General features: G+C 64.0%; 17 protein-coding genes. 8 read left to right on the forward strand and 9 right to left on the reverse strand.

Features of this window, described 5'->3' with window-relative positions; genetic code table 11:
- Nucleotides 1-10: 10 nt before the first annotated feature.
- The 4 genes from ACS3WA_RS05370 to ACS3WA_RS05385 form a co-directional block, all read right to left on the reverse strand.
- On the reverse strand, nucleotides 11-1,279 hold the full coding sequence (locus tag ACS3WA_RS05370; protein ID WP_438277519.1) for an O-antigen ligase family protein: 1,269 nt from the start codon (nucleotides 1,277-1,279) through the stop codon (nucleotides 11-13).
- 33 nt (nucleotides 1,280-1,312) lie between these two features.
- Nucleotides 1,313-2,845, reverse strand: a complete 1,533-nt coding sequence (locus tag ACS3WA_RS05375; RefSeq protein WP_438277520.1) for an undecaprenyl-phosphate glucose phosphotransferase — start codon at nucleotides 2,843-2,845, stop codon at nucleotides 1,313-1,315.
- 112 nt (nucleotides 2,846-2,957) lie between these two features.
- Nucleotides 2,958-4,091: a glycosyltransferase family 4 protein gene (locus ACS3WA_RS05380; RefSeq protein ID WP_438277521.1), complete on the reverse strand. Its 1,134-nt coding sequence runs from the start codon at nucleotides 4,089-4,091 to the stop codon at nucleotides 2,958-2,960.
- Between the two features lie 3 nt (nucleotides 4,092-4,094).
- Nucleotides 4,095-4,793 carry a polysaccharide biosynthesis/export family protein gene (locus ACS3WA_RS05385; protein WP_438277522.1) on the reverse strand — a complete coding sequence of 233 codons (699 nt, stop codon included), beginning with the start codon at nucleotides 4,791-4,793 and terminating at the stop codon, nucleotides 4,095-4,097.
- A gap of 231 nt (nucleotides 4,794-5,024) precedes the next feature.
- Between ACS3WA_RS05385 and ACS3WA_RS05390 the strand changes: the two genes are divergently transcribed.
- Nucleotides 5,025-7,172, forward strand: a complete 2,148-nt coding sequence (locus ACS3WA_RS05390) for a GumC family protein (protein ID WP_438277523.1) — start codon at nucleotides 5,025-5,027, stop codon at nucleotides 7,170-7,172.
- A 28-nt stretch (nucleotides 7,173-7,200) separates the two neighbouring features.
- Here ACS3WA_RS05390 and ACS3WA_RS05395 read toward each other — a convergent pair whose 3' ends face one another.
- Together ACS3WA_RS05395 and ACS3WA_RS05400 are read right to left on the reverse strand one after the other, a co-directional pair.
- On the reverse strand, nucleotides 7,201-8,400 hold the full coding sequence (locus ACS3WA_RS05395; RefSeq protein WP_438277524.1) for a GNAT family N-acetyltransferase: 1,200 nt from the start codon (nucleotides 8,398-8,400) through the stop codon (nucleotides 7,201-7,203).
- Between the two features lie 148 nt (nucleotides 8,401-8,548).
- A complete protein-coding gene (locus ACS3WA_RS05400; RefSeq protein ID WP_292614734.1) occupies nucleotides 8,549-8,755 on the reverse strand; it encodes a DUF2842 domain-containing protein in 207 nt (68 codons plus the stop codon).
- 96 nt (nucleotides 8,756-8,851) lie between these two features.
- On the opposite strand from ACS3WA_RS05400, the gene ACS3WA_RS05405 reads away from it, so the two are divergent.
- Together ACS3WA_RS05405 and ACS3WA_RS05410 are read left to right on the forward strand one after the other, a co-directional pair.
- The gene (locus ACS3WA_RS05405) at nucleotides 8,852-9,934 is read left to right on the forward strand and encodes a COX15/CtaA family protein (RefSeq protein ID WP_438277525.1); all 1,083 of its coding nucleotides are present in this window, start codon (nucleotides 8,852-8,854) and stop codon (nucleotides 9,932-9,934) included.
- A gap of 315 nt (nucleotides 9,935-10,249) precedes the next feature.
- On the forward strand, nucleotides 10,250-11,503 hold the full coding sequence (locus ACS3WA_RS05410; protein ID WP_438277526.1) for an MFS transporter: 1,254 nt from the start codon (nucleotides 10,250-10,252) through the stop codon (nucleotides 11,501-11,503).
- Between the two features lie 157 nt (nucleotides 11,504-11,660).
- On the opposite strand, the gene ACS3WA_RS05415 is transcribed toward ACS3WA_RS05410, so the two are convergent.
- The 3 genes from ACS3WA_RS05415 to ACS3WA_RS05425 form a co-directional block, all read right to left on the reverse strand.
- Entirely contained in the window at nucleotides 11,661-12,938 is a 1,278-nt protein-coding gene (locus ACS3WA_RS05415) for an O-acetylhomoserine aminocarboxypropyltransferase (RefSeq protein ID WP_438277527.1), read from the reverse strand.
- A 150-nt stretch (nucleotides 12,939-13,088) separates the two neighbouring features.
- Entirely contained in the window at nucleotides 13,089-13,673 is a 585-nt protein-coding gene (locus tag ACS3WA_RS05420) for a CoA-binding protein (protein WP_438277528.1), read from the reverse strand.
- Between the two features lie 168 nt (nucleotides 13,674-13,841).
- Nucleotides 13,842-14,669, reverse strand: a complete 828-nt coding sequence (locus ACS3WA_RS05425) for an enoyl-CoA hydratase (protein ID WP_438277529.1) — start codon at nucleotides 14,667-14,669, stop codon at nucleotides 13,842-13,844.
- Between the two features lie 74 nt (nucleotides 14,670-14,743).
- Between ACS3WA_RS05425 and ACS3WA_RS05430 the strand changes: the two genes are divergently transcribed.
- From ACS3WA_RS05430 to tsaA, 5 genes are all read left to right on the forward strand, one after another.
- Entirely contained in the window at nucleotides 14,744-15,172 is a 429-nt protein-coding gene (locus ACS3WA_RS05430) for a PaaI family thioesterase (RefSeq protein WP_438277530.1), read from the forward strand.
- Between the two features lie 155 nt (nucleotides 15,173-15,327).
- On the forward strand, nucleotides 15,328-15,792 hold the full coding sequence (gene rplM, locus ACS3WA_RS05435) for a 50S ribosomal protein L13 (protein WP_438277531.1): 465 nt from the start codon (nucleotides 15,328-15,330) through the stop codon (nucleotides 15,790-15,792).
- A gap of 2 nt (nucleotides 15,793-15,794) precedes the next feature.
- Complete coding sequence (gene rpsI, locus ACS3WA_RS05440; RefSeq protein ID WP_438277532.1) at nucleotides 15,795-16,271, forward strand: 30S ribosomal protein S9; 477 nt, start codon at nucleotides 15,795-15,797, stop codon at nucleotides 16,269-16,271.
- A gap of 219 nt (nucleotides 16,272-16,490) precedes the next feature.
- The gene (locus tag ACS3WA_RS05445) at nucleotides 16,491-17,375 is read left to right on the forward strand and encodes a lytic transglycosylase domain-containing protein (RefSeq protein ID WP_438277533.1); all 885 of its coding nucleotides are present in this window, start codon (nucleotides 16,491-16,493) and stop codon (nucleotides 17,373-17,375) included.
- 66 nt (nucleotides 17,376-17,441) lie between these two features.
- Nucleotides 17,442-17,933 carry a tRNA (N6-threonylcarbamoyladenosine(37)-N6)-methyltransferase TrmO gene (gene tsaA, locus ACS3WA_RS05450; RefSeq protein ID WP_438277534.1) on the forward strand — a complete coding sequence of 164 codons (492 nt, stop codon included), beginning with the start codon at nucleotides 17,442-17,444 and terminating at the stop codon, nucleotides 17,931-17,933.
- The last annotated feature ends 62 nt before the right edge of the window (nucleotides 17,934-17,995 follow it).

Genomic DNA, 17,995 nt, shown 5'->3' on the forward strand with positions numbered 1-17,995 from the left:
CCCTTTCGCTCTACTGCGATGCCTGCGGCACCGGAGCCTGCCGCGCCTCGGCCATGTGCCGGTGGGCTGCCGCGAACATGCCCCACATCATGCCAAGCATCAGCCAGAAGTGACGCCAGTGATCGGTGTCGATGACGAAGCTCTCGCCGACGGTGCCCAGAAACGCCGTGAAGATCGCGAGATAGGTTCGTTGCCAGGGAACCCGGACGAAAATGTAGCGAAAGCCCAGGATCACGGTGGTGAAGATCAGCACGGGATAGCAGATGCCTGAAATCCACCCGCCCGACATGAAGGCGTTCAGATAGGAGTTGTGGGTGTCTTCGGGAAAGAACCGCGTGAACTGCAACGGGCCGATGCCGAGCGGCAGGTCCAGCGCCATCTGGAAACCGAGAATGTGCCGGCCGAAACGGCCGAAGCGGCCTTCGTCATAGCTCTGGTCGAAACTCGCGCGCTCCTTGAACAGGCTGTCGACCGAATCGAACGACAGCAGGATCGCCAGCAGCATCGCGATCGCGACGGCCGCGATCACCGCGGTCGTGACCAGACGCGAGCGCTGTCTGGTCGACGGGCTGGTCAGGAACATCAGGACCAGCATGAAAGCCGATGTCAGCACGAACTGGCCCCAGGCCGCGCGCGAAAACGCCAGCAGCAGCGCAAGGCTGATGATCCCGAGCACGATGGCGCTGCGGACGGCCTTTCCGAGACGGGCCGTGACGACGTTTTGCAGGACGAACAATGCCGGCAAAATCAGGAACGCTGAGAGCACGTTCGGGTCCTTGAAGGTGCCGCGCGCGCGCCCATAAAGCGTCAGCACGTCGTGCTCGCCCGGCACCAGATGGAAATAGCCCGCGATGCCGGCCAGCGACGCGATCACCGCGCCGAAAATCAGGCCGCGCCGCAGCAGTTCGAGCCGTGCCGCGGTATCGTCCGAAAACACCAGCGCGAAGAAGATGACCGTCACGGCCATGTACCAGGAGGTCATGATCCAGTTCACGATCGGCGTCTTGTCCATGAGGTACGCGGCGCTGATCGTATAGCCGAGGTTGACCAGAAACAGCAGCAGCACCAGCGGAACGAACGCCAGCCGCACCCGCAGGCCCGTCGCGGCGAACACGACCATCGCGGCCAGTGTCGCGAATTCGTACGGGCTGGGTTCGATGTAGACGATCGCGCCGCCGGCGCCGACCAGCCACAGCAGCGCGCGCTGGAGCGAGGCTATGCCCGGCGCCTGCGTCGTCGGAAGCCGAAGCGAACCGTCAACCGCTGCGGGATAAGCCATCACACTCTCGCCAAACTCCACGCACGAGACAGGTCAATAGGCGTTCTCTGATTTCAGCAGCGCCAGCGGCGTCTTGAGCAGAATGTAGAGATCGAACAGCACCGACCAGTTCTCGATGTAATAGAGGTCGAACTCGACGCGCTTCTGGATCTTTTCCTCGTTGTCGATCTCGCCGCGCCATCCGTTGATCTGCGCCCAGCCGGTGATGCCGGGCTTGACGCGGTGACGCGCGAAGTAACCGTCAACGGCCTCATCGAACAGCCGCGTCTGCAGTTTGCCCTGCACGGCATGGGGACGGGGTCCGACAAGGGACAGGTTGCCCTTGAAGACGACGTTGAAAAGCTGCGGCAGCTCGTCGAGGCTGGTCTTGCGGATGAAGCGTCCGACGCGGGTGACGCGGCTGTCGTTCTTGGTGACCACCTTGGTGGCCAGCGGATCGGCCTGATCGTGAAACAGCGAGCGGAACTTGAAGACGTCGATGCGTTCGTTGTTGAAGCCGAAGCGTTTCTGGCGGAACAGCACCGGACCCGGACTGTCGAGCCTGACCGCGAGCGCGACCAGCGCCATCACCGGCGAAACCAGCAGCAGGATCAAGGCGCCGACCACCCGGTCGAACAGCCATTTCAGCACCAGGTCCCAGTCGGTGATCGGAGCCTCGAAGACGTCCAGCATCGGGACTTCGCCGAGATAGGAATAGGCGCGGGGGCGGAAACGAAGCTCGTTGGTATGCGCGGACAGGCGGATATCCACCGGCAGTACCCACAGCTTCTTCAGCATCTGCAGAATGCGGGTTTCTGCCGAGATCGGCAGCGCGAACAGCACCAGATCGAGCCGGGTCCGCCGCGCGAATTCGAGCACGTCGTCGACCTTGCCGAGCTTCGGGCTTCCGGCGCAGGTATCGAGCGCGCGCTGATCGTTGCGGTCGTCGAACACGCCGAGAATTTCGATGTCGGAATCCGGCTGCGCTCTCAACGCTCTGATGAGGTTTTCTCCGCTCTCGTCCGAACCGACGATGACGGTGCGGCGGTCGAGCCGGCCGTCACGCGCCCAGCGCCGGATGATCGCGCGCAGCATGAGCCGTCCCGCGATCAGGCCCGCCAGGCCGACAAGGAAGAACGAAGCCAGCCAGAGCCGCGAGAGGGCGTCGCCGAGCTTGAGGAAGAAAGAGATGCCGATGAACAGCAGGAAAACGAAGGCCCATGACGAGACCATCCGCGTCATCTGCCGCAACTGTCCGCGAAAGACCTGCACGGCGTAGATATCGGCGGCCTGGAAACAGACGACCGTGGCGGCGGCCATGGCAAGGATCGCCGCGATATAGCTCCAGTTGAAACCGTCGATGCGGGCGGCGTATCCGAGGTAGAGCGCGGTGCCGATCAGGCTCAGCAGCACGAAGTCGGCGGCACGCACGATGCCGGTGATCACGATGGGCGAATAGGCCGGCCGCACCTTCTGGTTGGCGACAGCAAGCGCCGCGGGCGACAGCCGCCGCCGGCGCTCCACGGGTACGGCCCGGCCGCTGCTCGCCGCCGCATCGCTCCCCGAGCGCGCGTTGATAAGGTCCATGTCCTCAAGTCCACATCCGCGCCGCACGACGGAATGCGGCGCCGGGCACAACGACTTAAGGACGAAATCGGGAAGATTTGGTTTCGCGAAACCCGAGGCATTTCGGAAACGGTTAACGTTTCGCAAACGCCTCGCGATAGCCTGCCAGGACGCCTTCGACCATCGCCGTCTGCGAGAAATGCACGACGATGCGCTCGCGCAGCGATTTGGCGCGCGTTGCCGCAGCGGCCGGGTCATCCAGCGCGGCCTTTATGGCCTCGGCGAGGGCGCCGACGTCGGCGGGCGCGAACAGCGCGTCGGTATGGGAATCGAAAATCTCGGGGATGCCGCCGACATTCGCCGCGATCATGGGAACGCCCGCCGCGGCCGCTTCGATCACCACATACGGCATGGAGTCGCCGCGCGACGGCACCACCAGCAAACGGCCCTTCGAGAATCCGTAACGCGCCTTGACGTGCCCGATGAAGCGGACCGCATCGCCAAGATCGAGCCGCTCGATCTGGGCTTTGAGCGCCGCGGTCTCTTCGCCGTCGCCGCCGAGGGTGAGGGTGACGGGCCGGCCGCCGGCCCGCAATTGCGCCACCGCGTCGATCAGGAGGTCGGCGCCCTTGATGTGCCTGAACTCGCCGACATAGGCGACGTCGGTCGCGTCGTCGGCCAGCGCGACGGGATCGAATTCATCGGCGGTGACGCCGTTGAATACGCATTTCACGAGGCCGGCCGGCGTGCCGACGATGCGTTGATACGTATTGCGCGCGAATGCGCTTTCGAACAGGAACAGGTCGGTGCGGTTCATCAGCGCGCGTTCGATCCGGCTGTAGAACGCGCCTTTCATCGTCGCCAGAGGGTAGTGCAGGGACCCGCCGTGCGGCGTGTAGACCCGGATGACATCGTTCGACGCTCCCTTGAGCCGCACGAAGACGCCGGCCTTGGAGCCGTGTCCGTGCAGGACGTCGGGCTTCAACTTTCGGACCAGCGCCGCGAATCGCATCCACGCAAACAGGTCGGTGAGGTGGGGTTCGCGCCGGATCGGGATGCGGTGAACGCCGAGTTTCATCCGCGGTGCGATTTCGGCAAGCGCAGTCTTCGCGCGCTCGCCGCCGGTGAGGCCGTCGGCGACGATGCCGACCAGATGACCGCGAGCGGCCTGTCCGTTGGCGACATCGAGGATGTGGCGGATGATTCCGCCGACCGGCGCGCGGACGGCGTGCAGGATGCGAAGCGGTTGATCGGGCGAGGGCGTCATGCCTCAGAACCAGCGTTCGTCGACCAGGACGGTGTCGCCGGGGCTGAGCAGGGTGGCGGTCGGCACGACGAGGCGGACGGTGCCGCGGGCGTCGGTGTGGGTGAGGGTGACGCGGTCGCGTCTGGCTCGGGGCGAGAAGCCACCGGCGATCGCGACGGCGCTCTCCACCGTCATGTTGGGCACGAACGGATACTGCCCTGGAGCCGCCACTTCGCCGAGGATGAAGAACGGCCGGTAGGCTTCGACCTCGGCGGCGACATAGGGTTCGCGGATGTAGCCGTTGCGCAGGCGCGCGGCGATCGCGGCGGACAGTTCGGCCGTGGTGCGGCCCCGCGCGGTGACCGCGCCGATCAGCGGCATGGTGATGCTGCCGCCGGCATCGACCAGATAGGTGTTGGTGAGACCTTCCTGGCCATAGACCACGATGCGCAGCCGATCGCCGGAATCGAGGCGGTAGGCGGGATCGTGCACCACGGGCGGCGGAGCCGCCGCATAGACGACAGGCACGGAGGCACGGGCCGCTCGAACCCGCAGGTCGCGGCGAGCGACCGGCGGTGGCGCAGAGGCCTGCCGTCCGCCATAGGCCAGCGCATCGAGATCGTTATGCGGGCGCGCCATCGCGTCCGGCCCCGGGTGCCGCATGCACCCTGCCAGCGCCAGCGCGGTCAACAGGCACAGGATTACGGCGCGCACGCTTCGCATCAGGCATTTCCATGAAATATCAAATCCAGTTAAGGGCTTTTGTGGTTAATAAAACGTAATCGTCGCCTGGCCCCACATCCGTCGCATCCGCATCGGCCCGCGGGAATTAACCCGATGGCAACCATAATGGACTGTAATCGCCGCGCCCGGTCGCGTGGTCTGATCCGATAGTCGCGGCCGAGACGCGGCCGGCGTGGTTCGGACGCTCGAGGGGCCGGCGGGAGTTAAGTGATGCGGTTTGCGTTTGGGCGCGTCGGCAAGAACAAGACGGCGGTTTCGAACAAGGTCTCCGCGCCAATGCCTGCGTCGCCGGTCGCCGCCTCGCAGCCGGGCGATCTCGATGTGCGCGTCATCTGGCAGGCGCTCGTGCGAAAGAAGCGCGCGATCATCATCCCGACGCTGCTCGCTTTCGTACTTTCGCTCGTCGTCGTCAACCTGATTACGCCCAGATACAAGTCCGAAGCCCGCATCCTGATCGACGGCCGCGAGAACGTTTTTCTGCGCCCGAACGCCGAGCGCAACGACGAGCGCGGTGCGCTCGATCCGGAAGCGGTCGCCAGCCAGGTGCAACTGGTGCTGTCGCGCGATCTTGCCCGCGAGGTGATCAGGAAGAACAAGCTCGCCGAAAATCCGGAGTTCGATCCGGTGTTGCGCGGCGTTTCTCCGATCAAATCGTTGCTGGCGCTGTTCGGAATCGGCCGCGATCCGCTGCGGATGACGCCGGAGGAGCGCGTGCTGGATGCCTATTTCAATCGGCTGACCGCCTACGCCGTCGACAAATCCCGCGTGATCGTCATCGAATTCCAGTCGCGCGATCCGGAGCTTGCGGCTCGCATCGCGAATTCGATCGCCGAGGGCTATCTCGTGCTGCAACTGAGCGCGCGTCAGGGGCAGGCGAGGGCCGCCGGTCAGTGGCTGTCCGGAGAAATCGACAGCCTGCGCAAGAAGGTCGCGGAGGCTGAATCGCGGGTCGAGGATTTCAGGTCGAAGTCCAGCCTTTTCATCGGCACCAACAACACCTCGCTGTCGAACCAGCAACTGGGTGAAATCAACACCCAGCTGACCAACGCGCGCGCGCTCAAGTCCGATGCGGAATCGAAGGCGCGGCTGATCCGCGACATGCTTCAGAGCGGCAGGCCGGTCGAGGCATCCGAAGTTCTCAATTCGGAACTGATCCGCCGCCTGGCCGAACAGCGCGTGACGCTGCGGGCGCAACTGGCGGAGCAATCCTCGACCCTGCTTGACCGGCACCCGCGGATCAGGGAATTGAGGGCGCAGCTTGCCGATCTCGATCGCCAGTTGCGCGAGGAGGCCGGTAAGATCTCGCGGTCGCTGGAAAACGACGCCCGCATCGCCAGCGGCCGGGTCGACAGTCTCAGCAATAGTCTCGACCAGTTGAAGAAGCAGGCGACATCCTCCAACGGCGACGATGTCAAGCTGCGGGCGCTGGAGCGTGAGGCGAGAGCGCAGCGCGATCTGCTGGAATCCTATCTCGCAAAATATCGTGAAGCGACCACGCGCGAAAACATCGACGCCACGCCGTCCGATGGCCGCATCATCTCCCGCGCCATCGTCTCGAACACGCCGGCCTATCCCAAGAAGCTGCCGATCGTCCTGATCGCGACGCTGGCGACGCTGATGCTGACGGCGGGCACCGTCGCGACGGGCGAACTGCTGCGCATCACCGCGCCGCGGGCCCTGGCCGCGTTCGAGCCTGTTCCGCAACAGCCCGCCGTCACCACGCCGGAGCCGCGCGAGATCCGTCTCCAGCCGGCCGCGGACCTGATCGGAATCGATCGTGTCGCGGACGACCTGCGGACGGCAGGCGAAGCCGCGCGCAAGATCACGATCATGGGCACCGGCGAAAACGAGCGCATTCTGCTGGGCGCGCTGGCGCTCGCGCGGGGTCTGGCGCACAGCGCCAAGGTTGTCCTGGTCGATCTGTCGCCGGCGTCGCCGACCCTGACCGCCGCCGCGGTCGATCCGGCGGTGCCGGGACTGGCCGAACTGATGCTGGGCGAGGCGTCCTTCGGAGAGGTCATCAGCAGGGACGGACAATCGCCGGTCCATCTGGTGGTCGCCGGACGGTCGGGAGCCGATCGCACGCTGCTGCAATCGCCGCGCCTGACGATCGCCCTCGATGCATTGCTGCGCGTCTACGATCACGTCCTGCTCGTCGCCGGCACCGCCACCGATCTGCCGGCGAAACTCCTGACCGATCAAGCGCGCGCGATCGTCGTTCCCGACCCGTCGATGAGCGCGGAGGCGCGGGCGCGGTTCAGCGGTCAGCTCACGGCCATCGGTTTTGCGTCGGTGACGATGCTCGATCCGATGTCGTTGCCGCCGGAGATCCAGAGCGGTCCGCGCGAGGCGGCCTGAATCCCCTACGCCGGAAAATGCCGTATCGTCAGCGCTGCAATGCGCCGCGCAGCGTCTGCGCCATCCGCTTCAATGCCGGCGTCTGCTTCACGAGACGCTTGGCGCGGGCCACCGAGGACATGCCGAGGGCGGCCATCCTGCCGCGCGTCGTGAGCGGCAGGTAGCTGTCGAAGATCGGTTCGTCGTCCTTGCAGAACAGCCGCTTGTAGTCGTCCGATCCGATCCCGAGATCGAGCGAGGTGTAGCCGCGCTCGGCGTAGTGATCGACGATATCGCGCATCAGGATCAGGCCCGGACTGTAATGGGCGCTGTCCGACAGCGTGTAGGTGTTGAACATCATCGAGAAGCGCTCTCCGTCGGCGACGCCGGCGAAGATCGCGATCACCTCGGCGTCGCATTCGAGGGCGTGGATTTCGATGACGTGGCCGCCGTCCGGCAGCGGCGTCAGGCAGGCCGTGCGCAAAAAGTCCTCGACGCCGGGATCGGCGAACACGTTCGGCAGCTTCTGCGCGGCCATTCGGAGCGGCTTGATCGTGAAGAACGCATCGCATATCCGCGTGATCTCGGTGTCGGTCGTGGCCACGCAGTACCGATAGCCGGGAAGCGCCTGCAGCTTGCGTTCCTTGCTTCTGAGCCGGCGGCGAAACGAGTTGCTGATGCGATCGGCCGGCGCCGCGCCCGGCGCCATCGTCATCAGCGGGCAGCCATTGGCGGAGGGCTGGCCCGGCAACAGCGCCATCGGATTTTGCAGGTCGCGCCAGCGCCGCGGTTGCCGCGTAAGCGCCAGCACGTCGATCCTGGCGGGAACGTCGCGGAGGCCGCGAAGCAGCGCATCGAGATCGGCCTGCGTGGCGGAGGCGACGAAATCCCGTTGCCAGAGCGCCATGTTGAAGGTCGTGTGCTTGCCGCCCATGAAGCGTGCGACGCGGACGCCGTTCTCCGCGCCGGCTGCGAGCGGCAACAGCATCAGCGGCCGCCGCTCGGCGTCACGGGCGACGATCACGCATGGCTGGAGATTGGTTCTGGTTCCGACGTGCCCCTGCCAGGCCGACAGGAAGTCGAACCGCTGATAGGGCGTCGAGACCTGCGACGTCTCCAGGCCGCGCCAGACCGGCTCGACCTCATGCAGATCGTGAAAGACCTCGACATGCGCGATACGCCGCTCGCTTGATCGCGTGCATGCGTTCGCCGCCGCCGTCGGGCTTTCGATCACAGCCGCCATGGTCATCGCTAGAGCCTGTTATCTTTTGTTTACTTTTTGCTTTGGCCGACCTTTGCACGGGAAATGTCAACAAAGGGTAATGCCAATAGGCGAGCGGGAGAGGGCGGGGCGCGGCGGTTGCGTCCGCGGGGATGGATTTGGCGACGATGGAGGCCTACGCGTCGGGTTTCGCCATCCAACTGACGATGGGCATGGCCGGCAAGACCCAGCCGAGCCCGGCAACCGGGTAGAAGATCGCCTGATAGAGCCCCGATGCCGCGAGCCATGGCGTCTGTGCGACCGTCATGCCGAGCAGCGACCAGACGACGACCAGCACGAGCAGGGCGATGGTGCCGAGAAATTTCCGGGTGCGGATCCGCATACCTTAAAAATGCAACTCGCGGCTGGGACGAGGCTTGCGCCGAGGCTGCGGTGGACTATAAAGGGCCCGAAAAATGCAATCAACACACGGATTTTGATGACCCGTCCGATGGCAAAAAAGGGGTTCCAGCTACGCGCCGTGCGATGGTGGCTGGTGTTCGTGGCGCTGTTGATCGCCGCCATGGTGCTGGTCGGCGGCGCGACGCGGTTGACCGAGTCCGGTCTTTCGATCGTCGAGTGGAAGCCGGTGACGGGCAGTTTGCCGCCGCTCACGCAGGACGAGTGGTCTCAGGCCTTCGAGGGCTACAAGAAGATCCCGCAGTACAGCGAAATGAACGCGGGCATGACGCTCGACCAGTTCAAGACCATCTTCTGGTGGGAGTGGAGCCACCGGCTGCTGGGACGCTTCATCGGCGTGGCTTTCCTGCTGCCGTTCCTCTGGTTCATGTGGCGCGGCATGTTGCCGTCCGATCTGAAGCGCCGGCTATGGATCATCTTCGGCCTTGGCGGTCTTCAAGGTGCGGTCGGCTGGTGGATGGTTGCATCCGGTCTCACCAACCGTGTCGAGGTGTCGCAATATCGTCTCGCGACCCACCTGGTGCTGGCTCTACTGATTTTCGCGGCGATCGTCTGGACCGTGCGGCGGTTGTCGGATCGACCGTCGTTACAGCCGCCGCTGCGATTGCGGGTGACCAGCGGCGTTCTGGTCGTGCTGGTGTTCGTGCAGCTTTACTTCGGGGCGCTGGTCGCCGGACTGCGCGCCGGCAAGGTTTTCAACACCTGGCCCGACATCGACGGATCGTTCATTCCGTCCTCCGCGCGGCTGTTTTTCGAACAACCGTGGTGGCGCAATCTGTTCGACAATACGCTCACGGTGCAGTTCGAGCATCGCATGATGGCATATACGCTGTTTACGATCGCCATCCTGCATCTCGTTGACGCGGTGGTGTCGCGCGCAAATCCCGCCGTCATTCGCGGGGCGCTCTGGCTCGCCGCCGCCATGACGCTGCAGGCGACGCTCGGAATCCTGACGCTGCTGCACCAGGTTCCGATCCTGCTCGCATTGGTGCATCAGGGAGTTGCGATCCTCGTCCTGACGCTCGCGGTTGTTCAGGCGGAACGGCTGATGGCCGGCAAACCGGCGCTGGAGCGTCAAGGATTGCGCATGGCGGCCGGATAGGCCGATCAAAGGAAGCGTCGCGCAATGGCGGCGCGTTTCTTTTTTGCACTCTCGAGGCGATCGTCAGCCCTCCGTTGAGAAACGGAGCGGTGGCGGTACCATCACCTGAATCCGCCTGACACGCGATACGATCGCTTCAATCGTCACGGATTGATTCACGTCCTCATAACGGACCGGCCCGAAATTCTGGCCCTGTACAGATTTTCGAACCTGCATCATGATGTGCGGTCATGAGCCAGCCGGTAAGGTGGAAATCTCATAACCCGCCCGATCGATGGCGAGCCTGAAACGGGCAGAGCAAGATCGAGGCGGCGAATGGCGAGATCCGGCAATCTGTCCGTCCTGTTCATCACCACCTGGGCCTTCACCGTCTGCTTCGCCGTCTGGATGATGTTCGGCGTGGTCGGTATTCCGATCCGCGAACAGCTTGAGCTCGGTTCGACCGAATTCGGTCTGCTCACGGCGACGCCCGTCCTGACCGGCGCGATCTTTCGTTTGCCGCTGGGCATCTGGACCGACCGCTTCGGCGGGCGGATCATCATGCTGCTGTTGTTGATCGCCTGCGCGGTTCCGCTCTGGCTGGCCGCCTATGCGACCGCGCTTTGGCAGTTCCTGCTGCTCGGATTGGCGCTCGGCCTCGTCGGCGCTTCGTTTTCGGTCGGCACGCCCTACGTCGCGCGTTTCTTTCCCAAGGAGAGCCGCGGCTTCGCGATGGGCTTCTTCGGCGCGGGAACGGTCGGCGCGGCGCTCAACATGTTCGTCGCCCCGTGGCTGATCGGGGCCTATGGCTGGCAGATGGTGCCCAAGGTCTATGCCGTCGCGCTGCTGGTCACGGCGTTGTTGTTCTGGCTGTTGTCCAAGCCCGATCCCGGCGTCGGCGGTCAGGTGCCGTCGATGTGGCAGCAATTGTCCGTGCTGCGCGATCCGCGGGTCTGGAAATATTGCCAGTACTATTCGATCGTGTTCGGCGGCTTCACCGCGCTGTCGATCTGGATGCCGCAATATTTCAAGACCGAATACGGCTTCACCATCGCGCAGGCTTCGCTTCTCGCCGCCTGCTTCTCGCTGCCCGGCGGCGCCTTCCGCGCCTTCGGCGGCTGGTTGTCGGACCGCTTCGGCGCTCACAACGTGACGTGGTGGGTGCTGTGGGTGGCCTGGGTCTGCCTGTTCCTGTTATCCTATCCCAAGACCGACCTGATCGTGCACACGATCCGCGATCCCCTGAGTTTCCGCATCGCTTTGCCGTCGTGGTTCTTCACGATGCTTCTCTTCGCCCTCGGCATCGCCTTTGCCTGCGGCATGGCTTCGACGTTCAAGTATATCGGCGACGATTTCCCCGACAGCATGGGCGCGGTGTCCGGCATCGTCGGCATGGCGGGCGGCCTCGGCGGCTTTCTGCTGCCGATCACCTTCGGCGCGATCCTGGACTGGCTCGGCTTCAATTCAAGCTGCTTCATGCTGCTCTACGGGATCATCTGGGTGTCGCTGACCCTCAACTATCTGACCGAGGTCCGGCGGGTGCAGGTCATGGGCGAAAGGCCCCGGCCAGTGGGGGAGCCGCCGCGTTAATATCCATCTTGATCGCTCCCAAGATAGTACCTGCGGCAGTTAGACCTTCATTTGTGTCTTGGAGCCGGTTTGCGTTTTGATGAAACCACCTGTTCCGTCATGGCCTGGCTTGTCCCGGCCATGACGGGCTGCTGATTCCGTCTAAAGCAAACCCGCTCTACGTCATCGCCTGATCGAGGTCGGCCATCAGGTCTTCCTTGTCCTCGATGCCGATCGACAGGCGGACGATGTCGGGCCCGGCGCCGGCCCGCGTCTTGGCCGCGTCGTCGAGCTGGCTGTGCGTGGTCGATGCGGGGTGGATCACGAGCGAGCGGGTATCGCCGATGTTGGCGAGGTGCGAAAACAACCGGAGCTTCGACACCAGATGGACGCCGGCGTCGTATCCGCCCTTCAGGCTGAACGTGAACACCGCGCCCGCGCCCTTCGGCGAATATTTGCGGGCGAGCGCGTTGTACTTGTCACTGGGCAATCCCGCGTAATTGACGGCCGCAACCGCCGGGTGGGCGGCCAGCCACTCGGCGATCGCCTGGGCGTTCTCGCAATGCCTCTGCATCCGCAGCGGCAGTGTCTCGATGCCGGTCAGGATCATGAAGGCGTTGAACGGCGACAGCGCCGGGCCGAGGTCGCGCAGGCCGAGCACGCGGCAGGCGATTGCGAATGAGAAGTTGCCGAACGTCTCCTGCATCCGGATGCCGTGATATTCCGGGCGCGGCTCGCTCAGCATCGGATACTTGTTGTCCTTCGACCAGTCGAACGTGCCGGCGTCGACGATGATGCCGCCGAGCGAGTTGCCGTGGCCGCCCAAAAATTTCGTCAGCGAGTGAAGCACGATATCGGCGCCGTGCTCGATCGGCCGGATGAGATAAGGGCTCGCCATCGTGTTGTCGACGATCAGGGGGACTCTCGCCTTGCGCGCCACCGCGGCGACCGCTTCGATATCGGTGATCGAACCTCGCGGGTTGGCGATGGATTCGATGAAGATCGCCCGCGTTCGCGGCGTGACCGCCTGCTCGAAGGATTCGATCTCGTCCGGATCGGCCCACGCCACGTTCCAGCCGAAGCTCTTGAACGCGTGGGTGAACTGGTTGATCGATCCGCCATAGAGCTTGCGCGAGGCGATGACCTCGTCGCCGGGTTTCATGAGTTGCTGAAGCGTGACGACCTGCGCGGCGTGTCCCGAGGCCACCGCGAGCGCCGCGGTGCCGCCTTCGAGTGCTGCGACGCGCTCCTCCAGCACCGCGTTGGTCGGATTGCCGAGGCGGGTGTAGATGTTGCCGAAGGCCTGCAGTCCGAACAGCGACGCCGCATGGTCGGCGTCGTTGAAGACGAACGACGTGGTCTGATAGATCGGCGTCGTGCGCGCGCCGGTGGTCGGGTCGGGCTGCGCGCCGGCGTGGACGGCAAGCGTTGCAAAGCCGGGGATGCGATCGGTCATCTCATGTCCTGTTTCGGTCGGAGGTCGTTCTGCTAAAGCGTTTTCGATGCTGATGGGATCATGCGCCGCCGTCAAGGCGCTACGGGAGGCTTTGCCGGTTTCGGCATGCGGCCTCAAGGCGCGGCGAAGCTGATAAAGACTTTTATGCGTTCACGCCAGGTCGCTTCTGTCCTTGGCGGCGCGGTCAGCGGCCAGCGTGCTGCCGCCGCCGACGCTCACGCGGTTGAGCGACAGTCGCTGGCCATGCACGGGCATCGGCGCGCGTTTCGAACTCAGCGTGCGCGAGTTGACGCCCATCCACGAAATCTCCGACGACAGGCGGCCGTATTCGATCTTCGGACAGCGGTTCATCACCACCTTGATGCCGGCAGCCTCGGCTTTCGCAGCCGCCGCGTCGTCGCGCGCGCCAAGCTGCATCCAGATCACCTTCGGCAAGGGCGACAGCGTCAGCGCCTCGTCGACGATCGGCATGATGTGGCTGGAACTGCGGAAGATGTCCACCATGTCGAGGGGACGGCCGATGTCCTTCAACGATGCAACGAAGGGCTTGCCGACCAGGCTCTTGCCGACGTGACCCGGATTGACCGGGCTCATGTCATATCCGCGTTCGGCGAGATACTTGAATGCGAAGTAGCTCGGCCGCACGTTGACGGGCGAGGCGCCGACCATCGCGATGGTCTTCACGCTGTCCAGGATTCCGCGGATGTAGCTGTCGTCGTAGGTGTCGTGGTTCATTTTCAAGTCCAGGTCATTGGATCATCGCGGCCGTTCAGGCCAATGTTGTCATTTCGGGATGCACGGTCTTTAGCGCGCAGACCCGTAATCCATGTTCCGGCAGTGTTTATGGATTCCGGGTTCGCTCGCGAAGAGCTCGCGCCCCGGAATGACGAAGAAAATTGAGTCCTATCGATCTTTCCACTTCGGGTCACGTTTTTCGATGAAGGCGCCGATGCCCTCCTCGGCGTCGCGGGCCATCATGTTCTCGGTCATGACCTCGGCGGCGTAACGATAGGCGTCAGCCAGATTCATTTCGGCCTGCCGGTAGAAGGCAACCTTGCCGAGCTTCACCGTATAGGCTGATTTGCGCGCGATCTTCTGCGCAAGCTCCAGTGCGGTGTCGCGCTCGAGCCCATCGGCGACGACGCGGTTGATCAGCCCCATCCGCTGGGCCGCCGCGGCGTCGACCGGTTCTCCGGTCAAAAGCATTTCCATGGCGTGTTTGCGCGCGATGTTTCGGGTCAGCGCCACCATCGGCGTCGAGCAGAACAGGCCGATGTCGACACCTGGCGTTGCGAAGCGGGCCTTCTCCGAAGCCACCGCGAGATCGCAGGTCGCAACGAGCTGGCAGCCGGCCGCGGTGGCGACGCCCTGCACGCAGGCGACCACAGGCTTCGGCAGTTGGACGATGGCCTGCATCATCGCGCTGCAGATCGTCATCACATGCGCGAAGTAGGCGCGGCCGCGATCGGAGTCGGCGCGGTGCGCGGTCAGTTCCTTGAGGTCATGGCCGGACGAGAACGCCGGACCGCTGGCCGCGATCACGACCGCGCGAACCGCCGGGTCCGTGCCGGCTGCGTCGATCGCCGCATGCAGTTCGCCGATCAGCCGCTCAGACAGGCTGTTTCGCGCTTCCGGACGGTTGAGGGTCAGAACAGTGATGCTGCCTTGGGTTTGCCGCAAGAGTACCGGCGGTTGTTCCGGGGTCTCGGCGCGGGCGGTCCTGGCTGTCATCGAATTATCCGCTTGGGCGAAACGATCATCCTAATGTAACAGGCACCATCGGGCGTGAGCAGGGGCAGGACGACATGGCGACTGCGAAAATGAACGTGGCCGAACTCGAGGCGTTTCTTCATGCCGAGTTCCCTCAGGCCTTCAGGGACGGCGATATCGCCATCGAAAGCGCCGACGGCGAGACGTCGCTGCTTCGCCAGCGCTACAGCGAGCGCATGTTGCGCCCGGGCGGTACCGTCTCCGGGCCAACGCTGATGGCACTGGCCGATTTCGCCATGTATGTGGTGCTTTTGTCGCGGATCGGTCCGGTCGGCCTCGCCGTGACCGCCAATCTCAACATCAATTTTCTGCGCCCGGGACGCCCGGGTCAGGATGTCGTTGCCGCCGCGCGGCTTCTCAAGCTCGGCAGGCGGCTTGCGGTCGGCGAGGTGACGCTATTGTCAGGCACGTCGCCCGATCCGATCGCCCATGTAACCTCCACGTACTCCATTCCGAATGCTTGAAAATTCTAAAGGTAATATATAACCATTTTTATAAGCTAATGATTTTACGATGAAAATATCGATCGTGTGACGTTGACTGGAATTGATTGCTTCTCTAGAACGCCCTCGGTTCGACGCTTGTGGGCGTTGAGGTTCTCTTTTCACGGATTTCTCACATGAAAACGTTCTCGGCAAAGCCAGCCGAAGTGACGAAGAAGTGGGTGCTGATCGACGCCAGCGGCCTGGTGGTCGGGCGGCTCGCCACCCTCGTTGCGATGCGGCTGCGCGGCAAGCATCTGCCGATTTACACGCCGCACGTCGATTGCGGCGACAATGTCATCATCATCAATGCCGCCAAGGTGGTTCTCACCGGCCGCAAGCGTGACAACAAGGTCTATTACAATCACACCGGCTACATCGGCGGCATCAAGGAGCGCACCGCGAAGTGGATCCTTGAGGGTCGTTTCCCGGAACGCGTCATCGAGAAGGCCGTGGAGCGCATGATCCCGCGTGGCCCGCTCGGACGCGTGCAGCTTGGCAATCTTCGTGTTTATGCCGGCGCAGAGCATCCCCATGAAGCGCAGCAGCCGGAAATCGTCGATATCGGCGCAATGAACCGCAAGAACAAGAGGGCCGCATAACGATGTCCGATACCATGCAGTCTCTCGACCAGTTGTCCGCGTTGAAGTCGGCTAATCCGGAAGCGCCGCAGTACGCCAAGAAAATCGACAAGCACGGCCGCGCCTATGCCACCGGCAAGCGCAAGGACGCGGTTGCCCGCGTCTGGATCAAGCCGGGTGCCGGCAAGATCCTGGTCAACGCCCGCGAGGTCGAGGTCTACTTTGCGCGTCCGGTGCTGCGCATGATGATCCAGCAGCCGCTCGTCGCCGCGGCGCGGGCCGGGCAATACGACGTGATTTGCACCGTTGCCGGCGGCGGCCTGTCCGGCCAGGCGGGTGCCGTCCGTCACGGCCTGTCCAAGGCGCTGACGAATTTCGAGCCCGAATTGCGCGGCGTCCTCAAGAAGGGCGGCTTCCTGACCCGCGACTCGCGCGTGGTCGAGCGCAAGAAGTACGGCAAGGCGAAAGCCCGCCGCTCGTTCCAGTTCTCGAAGCGCTAAGAGGCGCGTTTTCGACATTCGCTGCAGCCGTGCAGCGAATGTCGGTTCCCAGAATTCACGGCGATCCCTCCTCAAGACCGGAGGGGGATATATCAGGCTTGTCAGGAAGCCTGTTATGCTAGCGGGATGAATCTCGGTTCGTCGCCGTCGCGGAAGAAAATCGGCGGGGTGTCATGCCCGCCCATTCTCTTGCGATGCGCATTCGCCTTGATGCTGCTGATGCCGCGCGTCGTCTTTGCGCAGGTTGGCGCGGAGACCGCACCCGATCCGGAACCTGCAGCGAAGGCCGATCAAGACACGCGCGAAGCGATCTGCCTGATGGTGGAGTCGGCGGCCAGGGCCGAGAATCTGCCGCTGGAATTCTTTGCGCGCGTGATCTGGCAGGAGAGCCGATTCCAGACCGATGCCGTTGGTCCGCTGACCCGCAGCGGCGAGCACGCGCAGGGCATAGCGCAGTTCATGCCGGGAACGGCAAGCGAGCGGCGGCTGCTCGACCCGTTCGACCCGGTGCAGGCGTTGCCGAAATCGGCCGAGTATCTGAACGAGTTGCGCGGGCAATTCGGCAATCTGGGATTGGCCGCCGCGGCCTATAATGCCGGACCGCGCCGCGTGCAGGACTGGCTCGACGGCAAGGGGTCGATGCCGGCCGAGACGCGAAACTACGTTATCGCGATCACGGGATCGCCGATCGAGGACTGGGCTGACGCGGGCAAGGGCGGCAAGCCGCCGGATCGCGCGCCGGCATCGTCGAGTTGCCGCGAGTTGATGGCGATGCTGAAGCGCGCGCCCAATCCTTTTGTTGCGGGGCTTGAAGAGCGTGTGAAGCTCGGTGCGGACAAGCCTTGGGGCGTGCAGCTCGCTGCGGGCTTCAGCCGGGTCCGCGCCATGGCCATGTACGCACGGGCCATCCGGCACCTCGGCTCCGTGATCGGCGACCGCGATCCGAGCCTGCTGGGCTCGGTGTTGCGTAGCCGCGGCACCCGGACGTTTTATCAGGTCAGGGTAGGGGCCGATACGCGCGCGGAAGCCGATGGTCTCTGCAACCGGATCAGGCACGCTGGTGGCGCCTGTCTCGTGCTGCGAAATAGGCGCGTGAGAGGTTAGGTCCGGTTATGCTCGGCGATGAATAACGGTTCGTATCGTGATATCAGGACGCAAGGAGATCCGGCCATGGTGCGTGAATATGAGGTGCGAGAGGGCGAGGTTGTCGTCGAACTGCCGCCTGCGACCGACGCCGGGCTGGTGTTCATCGGCAGAATTCGCACGCCCTGGACGTCCCGCCTGAAGACCCCGCGTCAGGGGCGCGAAGACGGGCCGGTTTGTCGGCTCGAAATTTTCGATCCCTGGAAGCCCGCGCTGCAGGGGCTCGAACGTTATACGAGCATCGAAGTCATCTACTGGCTGCACCTGTCGCGTCGCGACATCGTGCTGCAGGCCCCCAAGAGCAGCGGCGAGACGCACGGCACGTTTTCGCTGCGGTCCCCGGTGCGGCCCAATCCGCTGGGGACCTCGCTGGTCAAGCTGGTCGGCATCGAGGGATCGACCGTTCTGGTGCGCGGACTGGATTGTATCGACGACACGCCGCTCATCGACATCAAGCCGAACCGTTGCCAGTTCACGCCGATTGCGCCGCCGCAGGACGGAGATTTCGAAACCGGGTGATTTTCTGCCAGCGCATGTTTCCGGCGGAATCAGCAACCCGTCACGCCCGGCTTCATGCCCGG

The organism is Nitrobacter sp. (genome assembly GCF_051535235.1).
GTDB lineage: Bacteria > Pseudomonadota > Alphaproteobacteria > Rhizobiales > Xanthobacteraceae > Nitrobacter.